This window comes from Mycobacterium attenuatum, assembly GCF_900566085.1.
Taxonomy (GTDB): Bacteria; Actinomycetota; Actinomycetes; order Mycobacteriales; family Mycobacteriaceae; genus Mycobacterium; species Mycobacterium attenuatum.
Genome location: NZ_UPHT01000092.1, coordinates 40,508 through 55,191 on the forward strand (window position 1 = coordinate 40,508; position 14,684 = coordinate 55,191).

Annotated in this window: 14 protein-coding genes; 3 read left to right on the forward strand and 11 right to left on the reverse strand. The window is 65.7% G+C overall.

Annotated elements, in window-relative coordinates:
* Positions 1-47 precede the first annotated feature (47 nt).
* The 6 genes from EET13_RS15640 to EET13_RS15665 form a co-directional block, all read right to left on the reverse strand.
* The gene (locus EET13_RS15640; RefSeq protein WP_122443141.1) at positions 48-1,118 is read right to left on the reverse strand and encodes an ABC transporter ATP-binding protein; all 1,071 of its coding nucleotides are present in this window, start codon (positions 1,116-1,118) and stop codon (positions 48-50) included.
* Positions 1,119-1,122: 4 nt separating this feature from the next.
* A complete protein-coding gene (locus EET13_RS15645; protein WP_122443142.1) occupies positions 1,123-1,965 on the reverse strand; it encodes a carbohydrate ABC transporter permease in 843 nt (280 codons plus the stop codon).
* The gene (locus EET13_RS15650; RefSeq protein ID WP_122443143.1) at positions 1,952-2,911 is read right to left on the reverse strand and encodes a carbohydrate ABC transporter permease; all 960 of its coding nucleotides are present in this window, start codon (positions 2,909-2,911) and stop codon (positions 1,952-1,954) included. Before EET13_RS15650 ends, EET13_RS15645 begins: the two co-directional genes overlap by 14 nt.
* Positions 2,908-4,224 carry an ABC transporter substrate-binding protein gene (locus EET13_RS15655; RefSeq protein WP_122443144.1) on the reverse strand — a complete coding sequence of 439 codons (1,317 nt, stop codon included), beginning with the start codon at positions 4,222-4,224 and terminating at the stop codon, positions 2,908-2,910. Before EET13_RS15655 ends, EET13_RS15650 begins: the two co-directional genes overlap by 4 nt.
* Positions 4,225-4,375: 151 nt before the next feature.
* Positions 4,376-5,635 (reverse strand): ferritin-like domain-containing protein, encoded by a 1,260-nt coding sequence (locus tag EET13_RS15660; protein WP_122443145.1) that lies wholly within the window; start codon positions 5,633-5,635, stop codon positions 4,376-4,378.
* Positions 5,636-5,651: 16 nt separating this feature from the next.
* Positions 5,652-6,791 (reverse strand): ferredoxin--NADP reductase, encoded by a 1,140-nt coding sequence (locus EET13_RS15665; protein WP_122443146.1) that lies wholly within the window; start codon positions 6,789-6,791, stop codon positions 5,652-5,654.
* Positions 6,792-6,934: 143 nt separating this feature from the next.
* Between EET13_RS15665 and EET13_RS15670 the strand changes: the two genes are divergently transcribed.
* A complete protein-coding gene (locus tag EET13_RS15670; protein WP_122443147.1) occupies positions 6,935-7,564 on the forward strand; it encodes a TetR/AcrR family transcriptional regulator in 630 nt (209 codons plus the stop codon).
* 23 nt (positions 7,565-7,587) lie between these two features.
* Here the strand turns inward: EET13_RS15670 and EET13_RS15675 are convergent, their stop codons facing one another.
* Positions 7,588-8,385 carry a ketosteroid isomerase family protein gene (locus tag EET13_RS15675; RefSeq protein WP_122443148.1) on the reverse strand — a complete coding sequence of 266 codons (798 nt, stop codon included), beginning with the start codon at positions 8,383-8,385 and terminating at the stop codon, positions 7,588-7,590.
* A complete protein-coding gene (locus tag EET13_RS15680) occupies positions 8,385-8,945 on the reverse strand; it encodes an isochorismatase family protein (RefSeq protein ID WP_122443178.1) in 561 nt (186 codons plus the stop codon). The genes EET13_RS15675 and EET13_RS15680 overlap by 1 nt, the downstream gene beginning before the upstream one ends.
* 96 nt (positions 8,946-9,041) lie before the next feature.
* Between EET13_RS15680 and EET13_RS15685 the strand changes: the two genes are divergently transcribed.
* A complete protein-coding gene (locus EET13_RS15685; protein WP_122443149.1) occupies positions 9,042-9,890 on the forward strand; it encodes a DoxX family protein in 849 nt (282 codons plus the stop codon).
* Here EET13_RS15685 and EET13_RS15690 read toward each other — a convergent pair.
* The 3 genes from EET13_RS15690 to EET13_RS15700 are packed head-to-tail and all read right to left on the reverse strand — an operon-like array spanning position 9,859 to position 13,876.
* Positions 9,859-10,365 (reverse strand): gluconokinase, encoded by a 507-nt coding sequence (locus EET13_RS15690; RefSeq protein ID WP_122443150.1) that lies wholly within the window; start codon positions 10,363-10,365, stop codon positions 9,859-9,861. The two genes, EET13_RS15685 and EET13_RS15690, sit on opposite strands and share 32 nt — an antisense overlap.
* Before the next feature lie 17 nt (positions 10,366-10,382).
* Positions 10,383-12,368 carry a DUF7064 domain-containing protein gene (locus tag EET13_RS15695; RefSeq protein WP_122443151.1) on the reverse strand — a complete coding sequence of 662 codons (1,986 nt, stop codon included), beginning with the start codon at positions 12,366-12,368 and terminating at the stop codon, positions 10,383-10,385.
* 2 nt (positions 12,369-12,370) lie between these two features.
* Positions 12,371-13,876, reverse strand: a complete 1,506-nt coding sequence (locus tag EET13_RS15700) for a carboxylesterase/lipase family protein (RefSeq protein WP_122443152.1) — start codon at positions 13,874-13,876, stop codon at positions 12,371-12,373.
* Between the two features lie 78 nt (positions 13,877-13,954).
* Between EET13_RS15700 and EET13_RS15705 the strand changes: the two genes are divergently transcribed.
* Positions 13,955-14,677 (forward strand): hypothetical protein, encoded by a 723-nt coding sequence (locus tag EET13_RS15705; protein ID WP_122443153.1) that lies wholly within the window; start codon positions 13,955-13,957, stop codon positions 14,675-14,677.
* The last annotated feature ends 7 nt before the right edge of the window (positions 14,678-14,684 follow it).

Genomic DNA, 14,684 nt, shown 5'->3' on the forward strand with positions numbered 1-14,684 from the left:
CATAGCCGCATCGGTCGGGACCGCCGTTTCACGGCAGCACACCGATGTCAGGCGATCCGGCGGCCGTCGGCCCCGAAGAAGTGCAGCTGACCGGGTCGCGGACGCAGACGCACGCGGCTGCCGCGCGAGGGTGGATCGCGGCCGTCGGTGCGCGCCACGACGGCCGTGCCGCTCGCCTCGTCCGGCCCCACGATCCGGCCGTACAGGTAGGCGTCGGCGCCGAGTTCCTCGACCACCTCGACTTCCATTTCCGCGCCGGCGTCACCCACCTCGAAATGTTCGGGACGCACACCGACGCTGATCTCGCTTGCGGCGGAAGCGATTTCGCGCGGGACGGCGATGAGCCAATCTCCCAGCGACACCGACGAGTCGACGATGGGCAGGGTGAACAGATTCATGGCCGGAGAGCCGATGAATCCGGCGACGAACACGTTCGCCGGGTTGCGGTAAAGCTCCCGCGGCGTCGCGCATTGCTGCAACACTCCGTCGCACAGCACCGCGACGCGGTCACCCATCGTCATGGCCTCCACCTGATCATGAGTCACGTAGACGGTGGTGGTGGCGAGTTGGCGTTGCAAGGCCGCGATTTGGTTGCGGGTTTGTACCCGCAGCTTGGCATCGAGGTTGGACAGCGGCTCGTCCATCAGGAACACGTGCGGACGGCGCACGATGGCGCGCCCCATTGCCACCCGCTGGCGTTGTCCGCCGGAGAGGTCTTTGGGTTTGCGGTCCAGGTATGGTTGCAAGTCAAGCAGTTTCGCTGCCGCCAGCACTCGTTCGCGGATCTCGGCCTTCGGCGTCTTGGCAACCTTCAACGCGAATCCCATGTTCTGCGCCACACTCATGTGGGGATACAGGGCATAGTTCTGGAACACCATCGCGACATCGCGTTCTTTGGGATCGACGGTGGTGACGTCACGGTCGCCGATCAGGATCCGGCCCGAATCCAGTTTTTCCAATCCGGCCACCAGCCGCAGCGAGGTGGTCTTGCCGCATCCGGACGGGCCGACCAGTACGACGAACTCGCCGTCGCCGACAACGAGATCGAGACGGTCCAGCGCTGGCCGGTCCGCACCCGGGTAGCGGCGGGTCGCCGCCTCGAAACTCACCGAAGCCATCGGATCACCCGCCGAGCCCGGTCGCGGCGATACCGCGGATGAAGGAACGCTGCGCCACCGCGTAGACGACTACCAACGGCAGCAGGATCAGTATCGACGTCGCCATGAATACCGGCCAGCGCGCCACGTACTCGCCGCGCAACCGCACCAGGCCAAGTGTCAGCGTAGCCAGGCTGTTGCGCTGGATCATCAGCAGCGGCCACAGAAAATCGTTCCACACATTGACCCAGGTGAGCACCGCCAGCACCATCACCGCCGGTCTGGCATGCGGCAACAGGATCCGCCAATAGATCTGCCAGGGCGAACACCCGTCCAGAATCGCCGCCTCTTCGAGGTCGTTTGGGAGAGTGAGGAAGAACTGCCGCATGAGGTATGTGCCGAAAGCGCTACCGAACAAGCCCGGCACAATCATCGCCCACGGCGTATCCACCCATCCCATGGTCCGCATGAGAATGAATTGCGGGATCACGGTGACCGTCAGCGGCACCATCAACGTGCCCAGATACATCACGAACAACGTGTCGCGGCCGCGAAACTGCAGTCGCGCAAAGGCGTATCCGGCGAGCGAGCAGAAGAACACTTGGCCGGCCGTGACGCATCCGGCATACAGCACGGTATTGAAGAACATTCGCCAGAACGGCATCAGCTTGAACACCTCACCGTAATTGGACCACTGCGGGTGGGCAGGAACCAGCCGCGGTTCACTGACCTCCCCGTCCGCCTTCAGCGAACCCGACAGCGCCCACACGATCGGAAACAGCGCGCACCATGCGATGCCGATCAGCGCGATGTACACCGCGGCCGCGCGAAAGATGTTGCGCGTGACCACCCGATCAGCCGAGCCCACGCGCAACCTCCCAGGAGCGCCGCCGGGTGAGGCGCAGTTGCAGCACGGTCAGCACCAGCAGGATGGCGAACATCACCCACGCCAGAGCAGACGCGTAGCCGAATTCCAGAAATCCGAAGGCATTCTGGAAGAGCATGATGCCCAGCACATAGGTCCCGGTTTCCGGTCCGCCGTTGGCGCCGGTGAGGACATAAACGAGGTCGAAGGCCTGGAACGCGTGGATGATCGAGATGACGACCACAAACGACATGGCGCCCCGGATCAACGGCGCCGTGATCGACGCGAACTGGCGGATCTCACCGGCTCCATCGATTTTGGCCGCTTCGTAGACGCTTTCGGGCACCCCCTGCATGGCGGCCAGCAGGACGACGGTCGCGAACGGCACGCTGCGCCATACGCTGACCAGACAGAGCGAGACCATCGCCCACCGGGGCTCGATCAGCCACGGGATCGGGCCGACTCTCAGCCAGCCGAGCATGATGTTGAGCAATCCGTTGTTGGTGTCGAAGACGAACTGCCAGATCACCGCCATCACCACCGACGAGATGGCCAGCGGCAGGAACGCGATGATGCGAAAGATGCTGATTCCCTTAACTTTCCGGTTCAGCACGCCCGCGATGACGAGGCTGATGAGCAGCGTCGGCAGCACCGTCCCGAGGGTGAAGATGAGCGTGTTGCGCACCGCGATCAAAAACAGCGGGTCAGCGGTGAACAGGTGCCGGAAGTTCCGCAGACCGACGAACCTGGGCGGGGTGAACAGGTCCCAGCTCTGAAAGCTCATGTACAGCGAGAACCCGAGCGGAAAGAGCATGAACACCACGACCGCAACCAGGTTCGGGGCGACGAACAGCCGGCCGGCCCATGACCGTCGGCGCCAAAGGCTATGCCTCCCCGTGCGTTTCGCGGCTACCGGCTCGGGTAGGCGCGGCGACCTGATCGAGCTCATGGACTTCGCAGTACCTCGTCGACGGCGGGCGCCAGCCCGGCCAGCGATGCCGCCGGGCGCGACCCGCGCAGCACGGGTCCGAAGGCGCGTTCCATCAGGGCGTAGACCTTTGGCCACACCGGCGTGATCGGCAGCCCTTGCGAATGCCCCGGTCCACCGGTGAGCACGGCGAGATTGTCGACCCTGCGGTGCGCTTCGGCAAATCCGGCGGAGTCGATCGCGGACCACAAGACCGGTACGAAGAGCTTTGTCTCACCGATCAGTGCCTGGCCGACGGGTCCGGTTGCGAACTTGACGAATTCCCAAGCCTGCTCGGTGCGACGGCTGGTGGCCGCAATGGCCAGTCCGGTGGCGCCGATATTGGAACACGACGCGTGCCCGTTGCGGCCAAGGGGAAGGGTGGTGACGTTGAAGTCCAGGCCGTCGGCCCGGTCGAAAGTCTGGTAGCGCCAATGGCCGCCCAGCGCCATCGCCGCCCTACCCGAGGAAAAAAGTTCGGGCGTGGCCGTCGATTGCAATTCGGATGCGGTGGGCGCCACTTTGTGCGTGGTGATCAACTCGGCGTAGAACTGGACGGCCTCGATGAAGGCGTCCTGATCGAAATTGAGATGGTTCGGGTTCATCTGCGGCGAGGACCACGGTACGCCATTGTTCATGGCGAACAGTCCGGCGGAGAGGGCGGGAACGAAGGTATCGACAAACCCCCACTGGCTGACCCGTCCGGTGGCGTCGCGCTTGGTGAGCGCGCGAGCGGCATTGAGGAATTCGGCGAAACCCCACGGCTGCTCCCAGCTCGTGGGCGGCGGCCGAACCCCCGCCTCGGCGAAGAGTCGCTTGTTGTAGTAGAGGTAATTCCCCGACCACTGCTCCGGCAGGGCGTATTGGGCTCCGTTGTAGGTGAAGGTGTCATACAGGTTCACGATGCTGTCCGACTTCAGCTCCGCTGCGAAACCGCGGTCACGCGCCAGCATGGTGTTGAGGTCCAGAAACGCACCCCGGTCGGCCAGCCCGGCGTGGCTCAACTCCCACGCCATCAGCACATCGGGACACTTCCCCCCCGCGCAAAACGTCGATATCTGCTGCAGGGGTCCCGGCCCGGACAGCAACGCTCGCACCCTGATGTCGGGGTGGCGGCGGCAGAACTCCTCGATGATGCGCATCCGGGCGTCTGCTTCTTCAGGGTTGGCGGCGAAGAAGAAGGTCAGGGCGTCGTCGTCGGAGGCGCAGCCGGCCGTCCACGATGCCAGCGGTGTCGCGGCGAGTGCTCCCGTCGCCTGCAACAGGCGCCGCCGTGCGAACGGCTTGTCGAACATGCTGCTCCCGGTTCTGGGCCTCGATTCCGGTGCCGACTGTATGTGATGGGCACCGATACTGCTGCGGTCTTCCCGGGATGACGATGCGCGGGTGGATTTCCCGTCCGGCGGGTCAGTACCGGCCCACGGGCGCGATCTGCGCCACCCGGCTTTAGGCCGAGGTTCCCGCGGCCAACTCCTGCAATTCCGCGGGCGTGTCGTCGTGGTCGTAGCCGTGACTCGCGTCCACGGTCAGATCGTCCTCGCTGAGCTGCGTGGCGTTCTTGCCACCCAGATATTGGGTGAGGCCGGACTTTTCGTAATGGGTCTTGATCCGGTCACTCATCAGCCCGATGTATTCGAGGTTGGGTACGAGCCGTTCGAACATGATGCTGCGGAACTTGACCATGCTTGGCGAGTCCAGCATCTGTTCGTCCCAGACCTTCAGCGGCACCTTGTGGGAGAACCACTCTTCGTACACCTCGTGCATCAGGAACCGGTTGCGCATCAGCAGCGCCACCTCATAGACCCAGTCTTCGCGTTCGCGGCGTTCCTTCTCCGAGATGTTCTGGGTGATGTGATCGCGCAGGGCCAGCACGCCGTAGTGCACATGGCGGGCTTCGTCCTGGATCACCATCTTGAGCAACTGTTTGAGCAGCGGCTCGCGCGTCTGCTGGTAAATGGTGGTGAAGGCGCCCAACGCCAGGCCCTCGATCATGATCTGCATGCCGAGGAATTTGAAATCCCAACGGCCGTCGGTCATCAGCTCGTCGATGAGGACGAACAGATTGTCGTTAACCGTGTAGATCTTCTCGAGCTTGGTGTCCAGATAACGCAGGAACACCTCGAGGTGCCGGCCCTCGTCCATGACCTGGGTTGCTCCGTAGAGCTTCGCGTCGGTCCAGTGCACGCACTCGGTCACCTGAGCCGAAGCGAACAGCGCGCCTTGCTCGCCGTGCATGAACTGGCTGAGCAGCCACGCCGCGATGTCCCACGTCAGCTTGCGCTCCTCCAGCGCCGTCAGCCGCACGCCGAACCCCTCGATTTCGGTGAACGGTACGAAGCTGCGCGGCAGGATCTGCGCGTCCGGGTTGTCCGGGGTGACGTCCAGCTCCCACGGCAGGTCGGCCTCACCGTCCCATTGCTTGGATACCGCGCGCCGGTACAGCTCGTACATCTCGGTGAAGTCGCTTTGGTAGTTGAGCCGGAAATGGGCGCTGTGGTGGGCCGGCATGTCCACGTGGTCACCACGCTTGCCTTTGCCCAGCACCAGTCCACGCACGGCCGAAGGCGCCATGGAGAGAGCGACTTTCGGGTTCTGCACCGACAGCATCACCCCCACACTGTCGAGGGTTTTGTGAATCTTGTTCTGCGCCTTGATCGGCAGGCCGCGCACCATCGATTCCACCGAAGTCTTCACTGCCGAAGTCATCTCCAACCTCCTGCGGTCACGCGTCGAGGACGACGCTTTCTTGGGCGTATGCCGAGCAGCTGAGGATGTAGCCTTCCGACCGTTCCTGTTCGCTCAGGCAGTTCGGTTCGTCGACGGCCACCGCGCCGCTGATCACCTTGAGCTTGCATGCGGCGCAGCCACCGACGGTGCAGCTGAAGTTGAGCTTCAATCCGCCGCGCAGGCCCGCCTCCAGAATCGTCTCGCCGGGCTGCTGGGTAACGGTACGGCCCGAGGCGCGGAACTGAACGTCGTGCGGTTGGGTCGGCACCGTGCGGGTGTGCTGGGGCGCGGCATAGAAGCGTTCTCGATGGATGCGACTGACCGCGACGCCGGCGTCGGTCAGCGCTGCCGTGGTACTGTCCATCAATCCTGTTGGGGCACAAAGAAATATCTGGGCATCCCGGCGTGGCGCCAAGAGCGCGGCGGCACGCTCGCCGGTGAGCCGCCCGGCCTCCCCCGGCCATTCCGGCGCTGGCTGCGAGAGCACGTGCACCACCCGCAGCCGCGGATGAGCGGCGGCCAATGCCGACAGCCGCCGCGCGAAGATGATCTCGCTTTGCCGCCGCGAGGCATACACCAGCGAGATCTCGCGTTGGGGCTGCTGTCGCAGCTCGGTTTCTATCATGCTGATCACTGGTGTAATGCCGCTGCCGGCGGCCAAGAATGCCAGCGGCACGGAGTCATTTTCGTCGACGTCGGGAAGGACGAACTCGCCCGTTGGCCCCAGCACCGCGTACTCGTATCCGGCAGCGACCTTGCGGTGCACGAAGCCCGACACAACGCCGCCGTCGATCGCCTTGACGGTACAGGCCAGCCGATCACCCTCGGCGGCGCAGATCGAGTATGCCCGTTTGACGGTCGCGCCGTCGATGTCGAAGCAGTGCGTCAGGTACTGCCCGGCGCGAAACTCCAGTGGGCGGCCGTCGGTCACCTCCAGCACCAGCGTCACTGCATCGACGGTCTCGTGGATCACCTCGGCAACGCGGACGTGACGTCGCGCCGGCGTCGTCGCCGACTGTGCCCACCGCCGAGAGGGGCCATCGGGACGCGCCACGGTGACCGGAAGTGGCTTCCTGCGGTGTAACTGGGCAACCCGTGCAGCCAACGATCGCGGCACGGTGGGAAGGCTCGGCATCGGGTCCCCTGCCACAAAGTAGGAACGGAATCGTTCCGACAATATTGACAGGTGTCATGTTTTGGCCGTAGGGCCGAAAGTCCCTAAAGCGGACGCCTCGGTCCCAGCAACTCAGGCGTGCGACGCTGTGCCAAGATGGCGTCGTGATCCCCGTCGTGCGGCCATTTCGCGGCGTCAGCGCGGAGGCGCGACGCGATCAGCGCCGCAATCAGTTGCTCGATGCGTGCCTGGAAGTCGCCGGGACCGCCGGGATGGCCGCAACGACCGTCGAGGCGGTCAGCCGGCAGGCCGGTCTGTCGAAGCGGTACTTCTATGAGAGCTTCCGCACCCGTGACGAGCTTTTCGAGGCCCTGGCGCAGCGTTTGCTCGCCGAAATCACCGGCGGCGTCCTCGATTCGATGGCCGATTCGGCCGCGGAGCTGATAGATCGCGCGCGGGTCGGCATCGGGCGGGTGATCACCGTGCTGACCGATGATCCGCGCAAGGCGCGCTTGTTCACCGAGCTGATCGGCGGTGAGTTGGTCAAGGACACCGTCGGCGGGGCCGAGCACGAACTGGCCGAGCTGCTGACCCAGCTGCTGCTCGCCGGGACCGGCAGCGACAAGAGCCAATACCATCGTCTGCGGCTCGCCACCCTGGTGATCGTGGCCGGCACCGCCAAGGCCGTCACCAGTTGGCTCGACGGAAAGCTCACCGTGTCGCGCGACGACCTCATCGAAGAGATCGCGCAGATGTCGGTCGCCGCGGCACACACCGTGCGCAGCGACCTGTGAGAGCTACCGACGGCCTGACCGAATCACGCTGGAAAGTACCGGATCCGGTTGATGTGGTTGCCGCGCCTCGATAGCTCGGCAAACAGTATCCCGCGCCCGTGATCGGATGCCAGCGACACCGTCACCGTTGAGCCGGCGCCGTTGATCTTCGTCGAGCTGGCGCGGTCGAGCTGGTGTGCCAGTTCGGCCGGGTCCAGTATGTCGTCATCGCCCAAAGTCATTGCCGCAGTTGGCGACAGCATATGTCCCGCGGTGTCCGTGTCGCCGCGTCCCACCGCGTCGAGAAAGGTCGTCACCAGTTTTTTGTGCCGCGTCCCCGCCCGGCGAAATCCGGTCAGGAAGCCGGCGGTGCCACGCAGGCCCTGGTTGCCCAGCAGCCCCTGCGACAGCTTCAGCGCGGGCAGTATCGCAGGTGATCCGGTTCGCAGAAACTGCAACATCATCGCCGGTAGGTCCCAGTAGGCCCGCAACACGGCAATCTTCCAGTCGCCGTTGACTTTTCGCAGATCGTAACGCAGAAAGGCGGGCACAAACATGGTCACCGCGGGAGCCATTGCCACCTCGAGTTCGAGGTCGCGCAGGACGACCGAGCCGCAGACGATGTCGAGGTCGCGATGAAATTTGATATCTCGCGGGGCGATGAACGTGTCGAAGAACCGGCCGATCTGCGCGTGGCCCACGTGCGGCTGCGAACCCACCGGGTCGTAGACCCGGCCGTCGCTGGTAAACAGGCCCACCCAGCCGTCGCGGTCGTGGGCAGCGGCGGCCCGGGGCGACCGCTCGACGGTAGCCAGCAGTTCTTCGCGATCCGGCCGTACCATCAGCGGCTCCGGACCAACTCGATGCCGGCGGTATGCAGCTGGCTCAGCGCCTCGTTGGTGGTATCGGGCGAGGCGCCCGCAGTCAGGTCCAGCAGCACCCTGGTCGTGAAGCCTGCCCGGGCCAGGTCCGCGGCGGTGTGCCGCACGCAATGATCGGTGGCGACACCGACCACGTCGACCTCGTCGACACCGCGCTGGCGCAGCCATTCCGGCAGCGTGACGCCGTGCTCGTCGACACCCTCGGCTCCGCTGTAGGCGGCGCCGTAGGCTCCCTTGTGGAAGACGGCCCCGAGGTGGCCGGTATCGAGCTCGGGATGAAAGTCGGAGCCGCGGCTTCCGGCACGGCAGTGCGCCGGCCACGACGACGAATAATCCGGGTGTTCGGAGAAATGCCCACCGGGATCGATATGGAAGTCCTTGGTGGCCACCACGTGCTCGTAGTCCGGCCGGCCGGCCAGGTAGCCGTTGATCGCGTGCACCAGCCGGTCGGCACCGGGCACCGGCACCGAGCCGCCGTCGCAGAAATCGGTCTGCAGGTCGACGATGATCAGCGCTCGCACGATGTCCACCCTAATCCCAGCGGTTGCGGGCCGCCGCGGGCTCCGGCGGCCGGCGCTGTCGGTTTGCCGGCAGCCGGACCGGGGAATACCCCGCCCATGTTGATTCGCAGAATCGCACGACCCATGTTGTCAGCGGCGTTCATCGGCCAAGGCGTGGAGTCGCTGCTCAACCCCAAGCCCGCGGCGGAAGCCGCCCAGCCCACCGTGAGCGGACTCCGGACACTGCCGGATCCACTCGGCAGCAGTATTCCGTCCAATGCCGAGACCTTCGCTCAGATCAACGCGGCCGTACAGATCGGGGGCGGCGTGCTGCTGGCTACCGGCCGGCTCCCCCGCCTCGCTTCGGCGGCGCTGGCATTGACAGTGATACCGGGAAACCTTGGCGCCCACATGTTTTGGAGTGAACCCGATCCGACGCTCAAGGCGCAGAAACGCCGCGAATTCCTGACCGACCTGAGCTTGCTGGGCGGGCTGATCATCGCGTCGGCAGACACCGCGGGCAAGCCATCGCTGGCGTGGCGCGGCCGGCGCGCCGCGAGCCGGCTCTCCGAAGCCGTGTCCTCCACGCTGCCGGGATCCGACGACATGCCGTTGGGAGCTGAGCTCGGCGACAAGATCGTCCACGGCCTGAAGGCCGGAGCCGAGCGTGGCCGGGAACTGGCCGAAACAGCTGCCGAACGCGGCGCGCCGTACGCCGAAGCTGCGCTGGAGCGCGGTCGCCACCTGGCCGGAACCGCGGCCGAAAAAAGCGCGCCACTGGCCGAGGCGGCGCGGGCGCGCGGTGAAAAGCTGGCCAGTAAGGCTCGCTCGCGCGGCCTGGAGCTCGCCGAGACCGTGCGTCATCAGGGCTCCCAACTCGCCGACACCGCCGCGGCACGCGGCGGCCACGTTGCCGACACCGCACGTGAACAGGTCAAGGGCCAGGGCCGGCGCCTTTGGCGCTAGCCAAGAAGCTTTCGACGATCGCGCTGACGTCCTGGTCTACGTCCACGACCACGCCTGACTCGTCGCCGCCGAGCGGTTCGAGCGTGTCCTGTTGCGATCGCAGGAGCTCAACCGGCATGAAGTGCCCGGCCCGGTTGGCCGATCGGCGGCCGATCACATCCGCGGAGCCGCCCAGATGCAGAAATTCCAGCTGGGGACAATGGGCTCGCAGTTGATCGCGGTAGCTGCGTTTGAGCGCCGAGCAGCTGGCCACCCCACCTCCGCGGTGGGCGGCCAGCCACTGCCCCACCCGCTGCAGCCAGGGGTGGCGATCGTCATCGTCGAGGGGTTCACCGGCGGCCATCTTGGCGATGTTCGCCGGTGGATGCACGGTGTCGGCGTCCAGGAACGGCACCCCCAACCGCCGGGCCAGCGCCGCACCCACCGTCGACTTGCCAGACCCCGAAACACCCATCACCACAACGGGACAACGCATCGGCGACCTGCCCGTGCTCACGCCTGATTGCGGTTCCATTCCAGCCAGCCCACACCACTGCGGCCGTCGGCGGTGCTGACGCCGACCCAGGCACGCGGGAAGTGGCTTACCCGGCCGTCGGCTGCTAACAGCAACACCGGTGCTTGCGCGTGTACCTCGACGTTCGCGGTGAGCTCACCGGGATCGAAGCTCAGCGTCGCGTGCAGCGGTAAACCGTCGGGGCCGAAGCTATCCCGGACGCTCACCGTCTGCAGCTCGGTGAGCCGCCCGGCAGCGTCTTGGATGTAGCCGACGCTGAACGCCGGTGCGCCCGGGATCTGGATCCGGACACCGTGCAGGTGGGCGCCGTCGTCGAGGTGCACGGCACTCCACATCCAATCCATGCTCCACCAATCGCGTACTCCCCAGGAGTGGTCGCGTTGCCCAGGAACGGCGTCAAGACGATAGTCTGCCCCGCCGACGGTGACGAAACCCGAAACGGTGCAAGGGATTTCGTACCGCGACGTCATACGATACTGATACGGAATTCCGTCGGTTGTCCAGACCAGGTGCACCGTCACCTCGACCGGATCTCCGGGCTCACCGCGCAGCAAGGCCGCGGGGTCGGCGTATGCATGACCGCGCGCCCGCAAGTCGACACGATAGGTCTGCAGCGGGGTGGTGACCGCGTGCGCCAGCTCAATGGCATCGGTGCGCACCGACCACGCATCGTCGGGCAGCGGAACGTCGACGCCGACGACGGCCACGGTCGGCAAGCCGGGCCCGCATAACAGCGCGTGCACCCATGCGGTGTGCTGATTGGCAATCCGGCCCAGACGGAACCAGCCGCCCAATCCCTGTGGCGCGTCGACGAAGTCGGCGTACCAACTCTCACTCCACAGCGGTTCGTCGGTCGGTGTGTGGGCGAGTTCGTCGTTTTCCGAAGGCCGCAGCGGCTCAGGTCGCTCCGCTGCCGCCAGTATCGCCAGGGCATCGGTGTCGAGCACGTGATCGCAATGGCGCTGCAGCATCGTCATGAACAAGCGGTCACCCCGCTCGGTGCGTTCGACCAGCATCGACGAGACGATTGCCATCATGACGCCGAAAAAGCTTTGCCCACGGACACCTTCGGCGACATCGGCCAGGCTGATCGACGGTTCGGGCCCCAGGGCTTCGTGATAGGTCCGCAGCAGGTCCTGGTAGTGGGTCCGGCGGTCTGGCGTCGGTAGCGCACAGCCGAGAAAGTAAGCCAGATCGGTCATCGCCGGTCCCCAGGAAACCGTCTGCCAGTCGACCACCGTCAAAGGCCGCTCGGCTCCGACTGCACCGAAAAGCAGGTTGTCCAAACGGTAATCGCCGTGGACGAGCCCCTGGATTCCGCGTCGGACAGCCTCCTGGTAGCCGTCGAACGCGGCCACCAACCGGTCACAGACTGCACGGCACTCGGCAGTGATCTGGTCGCCATAGCGCTCGACGAAGGCGGCGTAGAGTGCGGCGATCATAGCCTGGTTCAGTGGGGCGTCACGGTGCAGCCACGGCGCTTCTGCCAGCGCCGCGTCACCGAGCAGCGGCCCATGCAGCCGTCCCAACTCCCTGACCGCCAGGCGAGCTTGTTCGGTTGTAGCGCCTACGATCTCGTCGCCGACGACAGCCGGTCCGGCGTCACCGAGCAGCAGGTCGAACGCGCCGGTCGAGGCGTCGACCGCCGCGTGATAACAAGGGGCTACCGGTCCGTCAAGGCGTGGCGCGATGTCGCGGTAAAACCGGACCTCACGTTGGTAGAGGCCAAGCGACTGGCCGGTCTGCCGGCTCATCGGATCGGTGGCCGCAACCTTCAGCACCACCGACTGCGGGCCGGCGGCTGCTGCGTATGCCGGCACGACGCGGTAGCACTCGCTCATCTGCCCGGTGCCGATGCGCTCGACGGTGAAATCGGTGACGGCGCCGGCACCGATCATCGCGGTCAGCCACGACGCGGTGAGATCACCCGGTCGTTCAATGACGCGCTCGCTGTCCGAATTCATGATCACTGCACCAGCGAAAAGCCGTCCCAGACCAGCCGGCGGTGCTGGTGCGGATCGAACTCGACGCGGCACTTGCGGTCGATCACCAGCACTGCTCGCCGGTTGCACGTATAGGCCGGCCAGTCGTCGCCTGGCACACCGGTCTGGCTGAAAGACCGCCAGCGGCTCATGACTTCGTCGCTGACCCGCAGCGCATGTCCCCGGTCGGCGGCAGCGGTCAGCACCGCGCCGAAGGTGGTCCGGTAGATGTCGAAGACGGCGAGCAGCTCGGTCGCGTGCGTTGCACCGAAACCAGACCAGCGCAGGGTCCGCGGGGCGTAGTCGTAGCGGTAGAGATAAGTAGGAGCGTGCGCGCCGTGCGCTTCGGCAATCTGCCAAGCCGCCGCGTTGAACGCGAAATCCCCGCCAAGTTGAATGCATGCCGACGGCTTGGGATAGTCCGGGTAGGCCGAGGTTATGCGTTCCCTGGTGGCCGGTTCCGTGTCGGCCAGTAGTTCGTCGATCATCGCCTTGGTGGTCGGCAGCATCTTGAGGAAGCGGGTGAATAACCGGCCCTCTTCAGCGTTGGTGCCCACGATCAGTGGCACCTGGTGGGATTGCCCGGACCGCATCGCCTCGACGGGTTCGACGGGCAGGCAGTCGTCGCCGAAGGTGGGGCCAAGGGGGAAGGCGCCCAAACGTTTCTGCATGCCTTGCTCGATCAGGCGGTGCTGGGCTTGCACCAGCTGGGCCGGGGTTGCCCGCATGAGTGCGCTGGCGGCATCACGCGCACGGGCGCCCAGCAGATCGGCAAAGCGTGCCGCGAACTCGGCGGCCGTCTCGCGGGGACGCACCATTCCCGCTGCGGGGCTTTCTGAAATAGCCTGTGCAAAAAGCCCTTTCGCGGCCGGCACGGCCAGCAATGTAGCGGTGATATGCGCGCCGGCACTCTCCCCGAAAATGGTGACGTTGTCGGGGTCACCACCGAATTGGGCGATGTTGGCCCGGATCCACTGCAAGGCCAGCACCAAGTCGCGCAGATACAAGTTGCCCTCGATGCTGGTGTCGGCCGTCGACAGCGACGACAGGTCCAGACAGCCCAGCGCACCCAACCGGTAGTTGACCGACACGTAGACGCAGCCCCGGCGGGCCAGCGCGGCGCCGTCGTATATCGGAGTGGCCGAGCTGCCCATAATGTAGCCGCCACCATGGATGAAGACCATGACCGGTAGTGATTCCGACGCGGGGGCTTCGGGTGTGACGACGTTGAGGGTGAGGCAGTCCTCGCTTATCGGCTGATACCTGCCCACGCCGAGCATCGTGTAGCGGCGTTGCTGGGGCGCGCAGTTGGTGAACCCGTGGCAGTGCCGCACACCGGACCAGGGTTGCGCCGGCTGCGGCGTCCGGAAACGCAACGGCCCCACCGGCGGCCTGGCGTAGGGGATGGATCGCCAGCGATGCACGCCGTCGCGGGTGAAGCCTTCGACAATGCCGGTGGCCGTGCGTGCGCGGACGGTGCGCTCGTGCATAACCCGACGTTAGCGGATTCTTTGGGCACACCGGATGGGCAGCACCTTTAGCCACGCCGAGGCCGCTAGCCTGAATCGATGCGGATCGCCGTCCTGGTCGCAGTGCCATTGCTGGTTGCCGGGTGCTCGCACGACATCGGCAGCCACCCAGGGCTATCGCGAACCAGCACGCCAACCAGCACGCCAACCAGCACGCCAACCAGCACGCCAACGTCGCCGGTGTCGTCGGCTTCGGCGGCGGGCAAACCGCCAGCCGGGTCCGCCGCGTCGTCGCCGCCGGCGGCGGGTGCCCCGATCTCGGCTGTCATCGCCTGGATAGAAGCAGGTCATCCAGCCGATCCCCGGCGCTACCACAGCATGATCCGCGACGGCGTGACCACCGAACTGGGCGACGACATCGCGTTTGCCGCCCAGGCCGGCAAAGTGTTGTGTCTGACGGACTCCAAGCACACCGGCAGCGCACTGCTCTGCCTGGTCAGCCTGTCTAATCCCCCGCCGGCTCCGGCCACCGCCTACGGCGAATGGAAAGCCGGCTGGGTCAACTTCGACGGGACTACGGCGCAGGTCGGAGCCGCCCGCGGCGATCCGGGGCCGTTCGTCAACGGCAACGGGCCCGAGCTGGCGAACGGGGACTCATTGTCGTTCGGCGATTACCGCTGTCGTACCGATCAAGCCGGGCTGTTCTTCATGAACTACGCCCACCAGTCCGCGGTGCGATTGAGCGTTGGCGGCGTCGAACCGTTTGGTTGCCCGCGCACGGTGCCGCCGCCGGATGGAGTGGGTACGGCCTTCAGCTGTTGACTGCGAC

Excerpts from the sequence above, each read along its gene's own strand:
- EET13_RS15650 (WP_122443143.1), bottom strand. The coding sequence starts at position 2,911 with ATGAGCTCGATCAGGTCGCCGCGCCTACCCGAGCCGGTAGCCGCGAAA.
- EET13_RS15640 (WP_122443141.1), bottom strand. The coding sequence starts at position 1,118 with ATGGCTTCGGTGAGTTTCGAGGCGGCGACCCGCCGCTACCCGGGTGCG.
- EET13_RS15690 (WP_122443150.1), bottom strand. The coding sequence starts at position 10,365 with ATGCGTTGTCCCGTTGTGGTGATGGGTGTTTCGGGGTCTGGCAAGTCG.
- EET13_RS15655 (WP_122443144.1), bottom strand. The coding sequence starts at position 4,224 with ATGTTCGACAAGCCGTTCGCACGGCGGCGCCTGTTGCAGGCGACGGGA.
- EET13_RS15695 (WP_122443151.1), bottom strand. The coding sequence starts at position 12,368 with ATGAATTCGGACAGCGAGCGCGTCATTGAACGACCGGGTGATCTCACC.
- EET13_RS15685 (WP_122443149.1), top strand. The coding sequence starts at position 9,042 with ATGTTGATTCGCAGAATCGCACGACCCATGTTGTCAGCGGCGTTCATC.
- EET13_RS15665 (WP_122443146.1), bottom strand. The coding sequence starts at position 6,791 with ATGCCGAGCCTTCCCACCGTGCCGCGATCGTTGGCTGCACGGGTTGCC.
- EET13_RS15660 (WP_122443145.1), bottom strand. The coding sequence starts at position 5,635 with ATGACTTCGGCAGTGAAGACTTCGGTGGAATCGATGGTGCGCGGCCTG.
- EET13_RS15675 (WP_122443148.1), bottom strand. The coding sequence starts at position 8,385 with ATGGTACGGCCGGATCGCGAAGAACTGCTGGCTACCGTCGAGCGGTCG.
- EET13_RS15700 (WP_122443152.1), bottom strand. The coding sequence starts at position 13,876 with ATGCACGAGCGCACCGTCCGCGCACGCACGGCCACCGGCATTGTCGAA.
- EET13_RS15705 (WP_122443153.1), top strand. The coding sequence starts at position 13,955 with ATGCGGATCGCCGTCCTGGTCGCAGTGCCATTGCTGGTTGCCGGGTGC.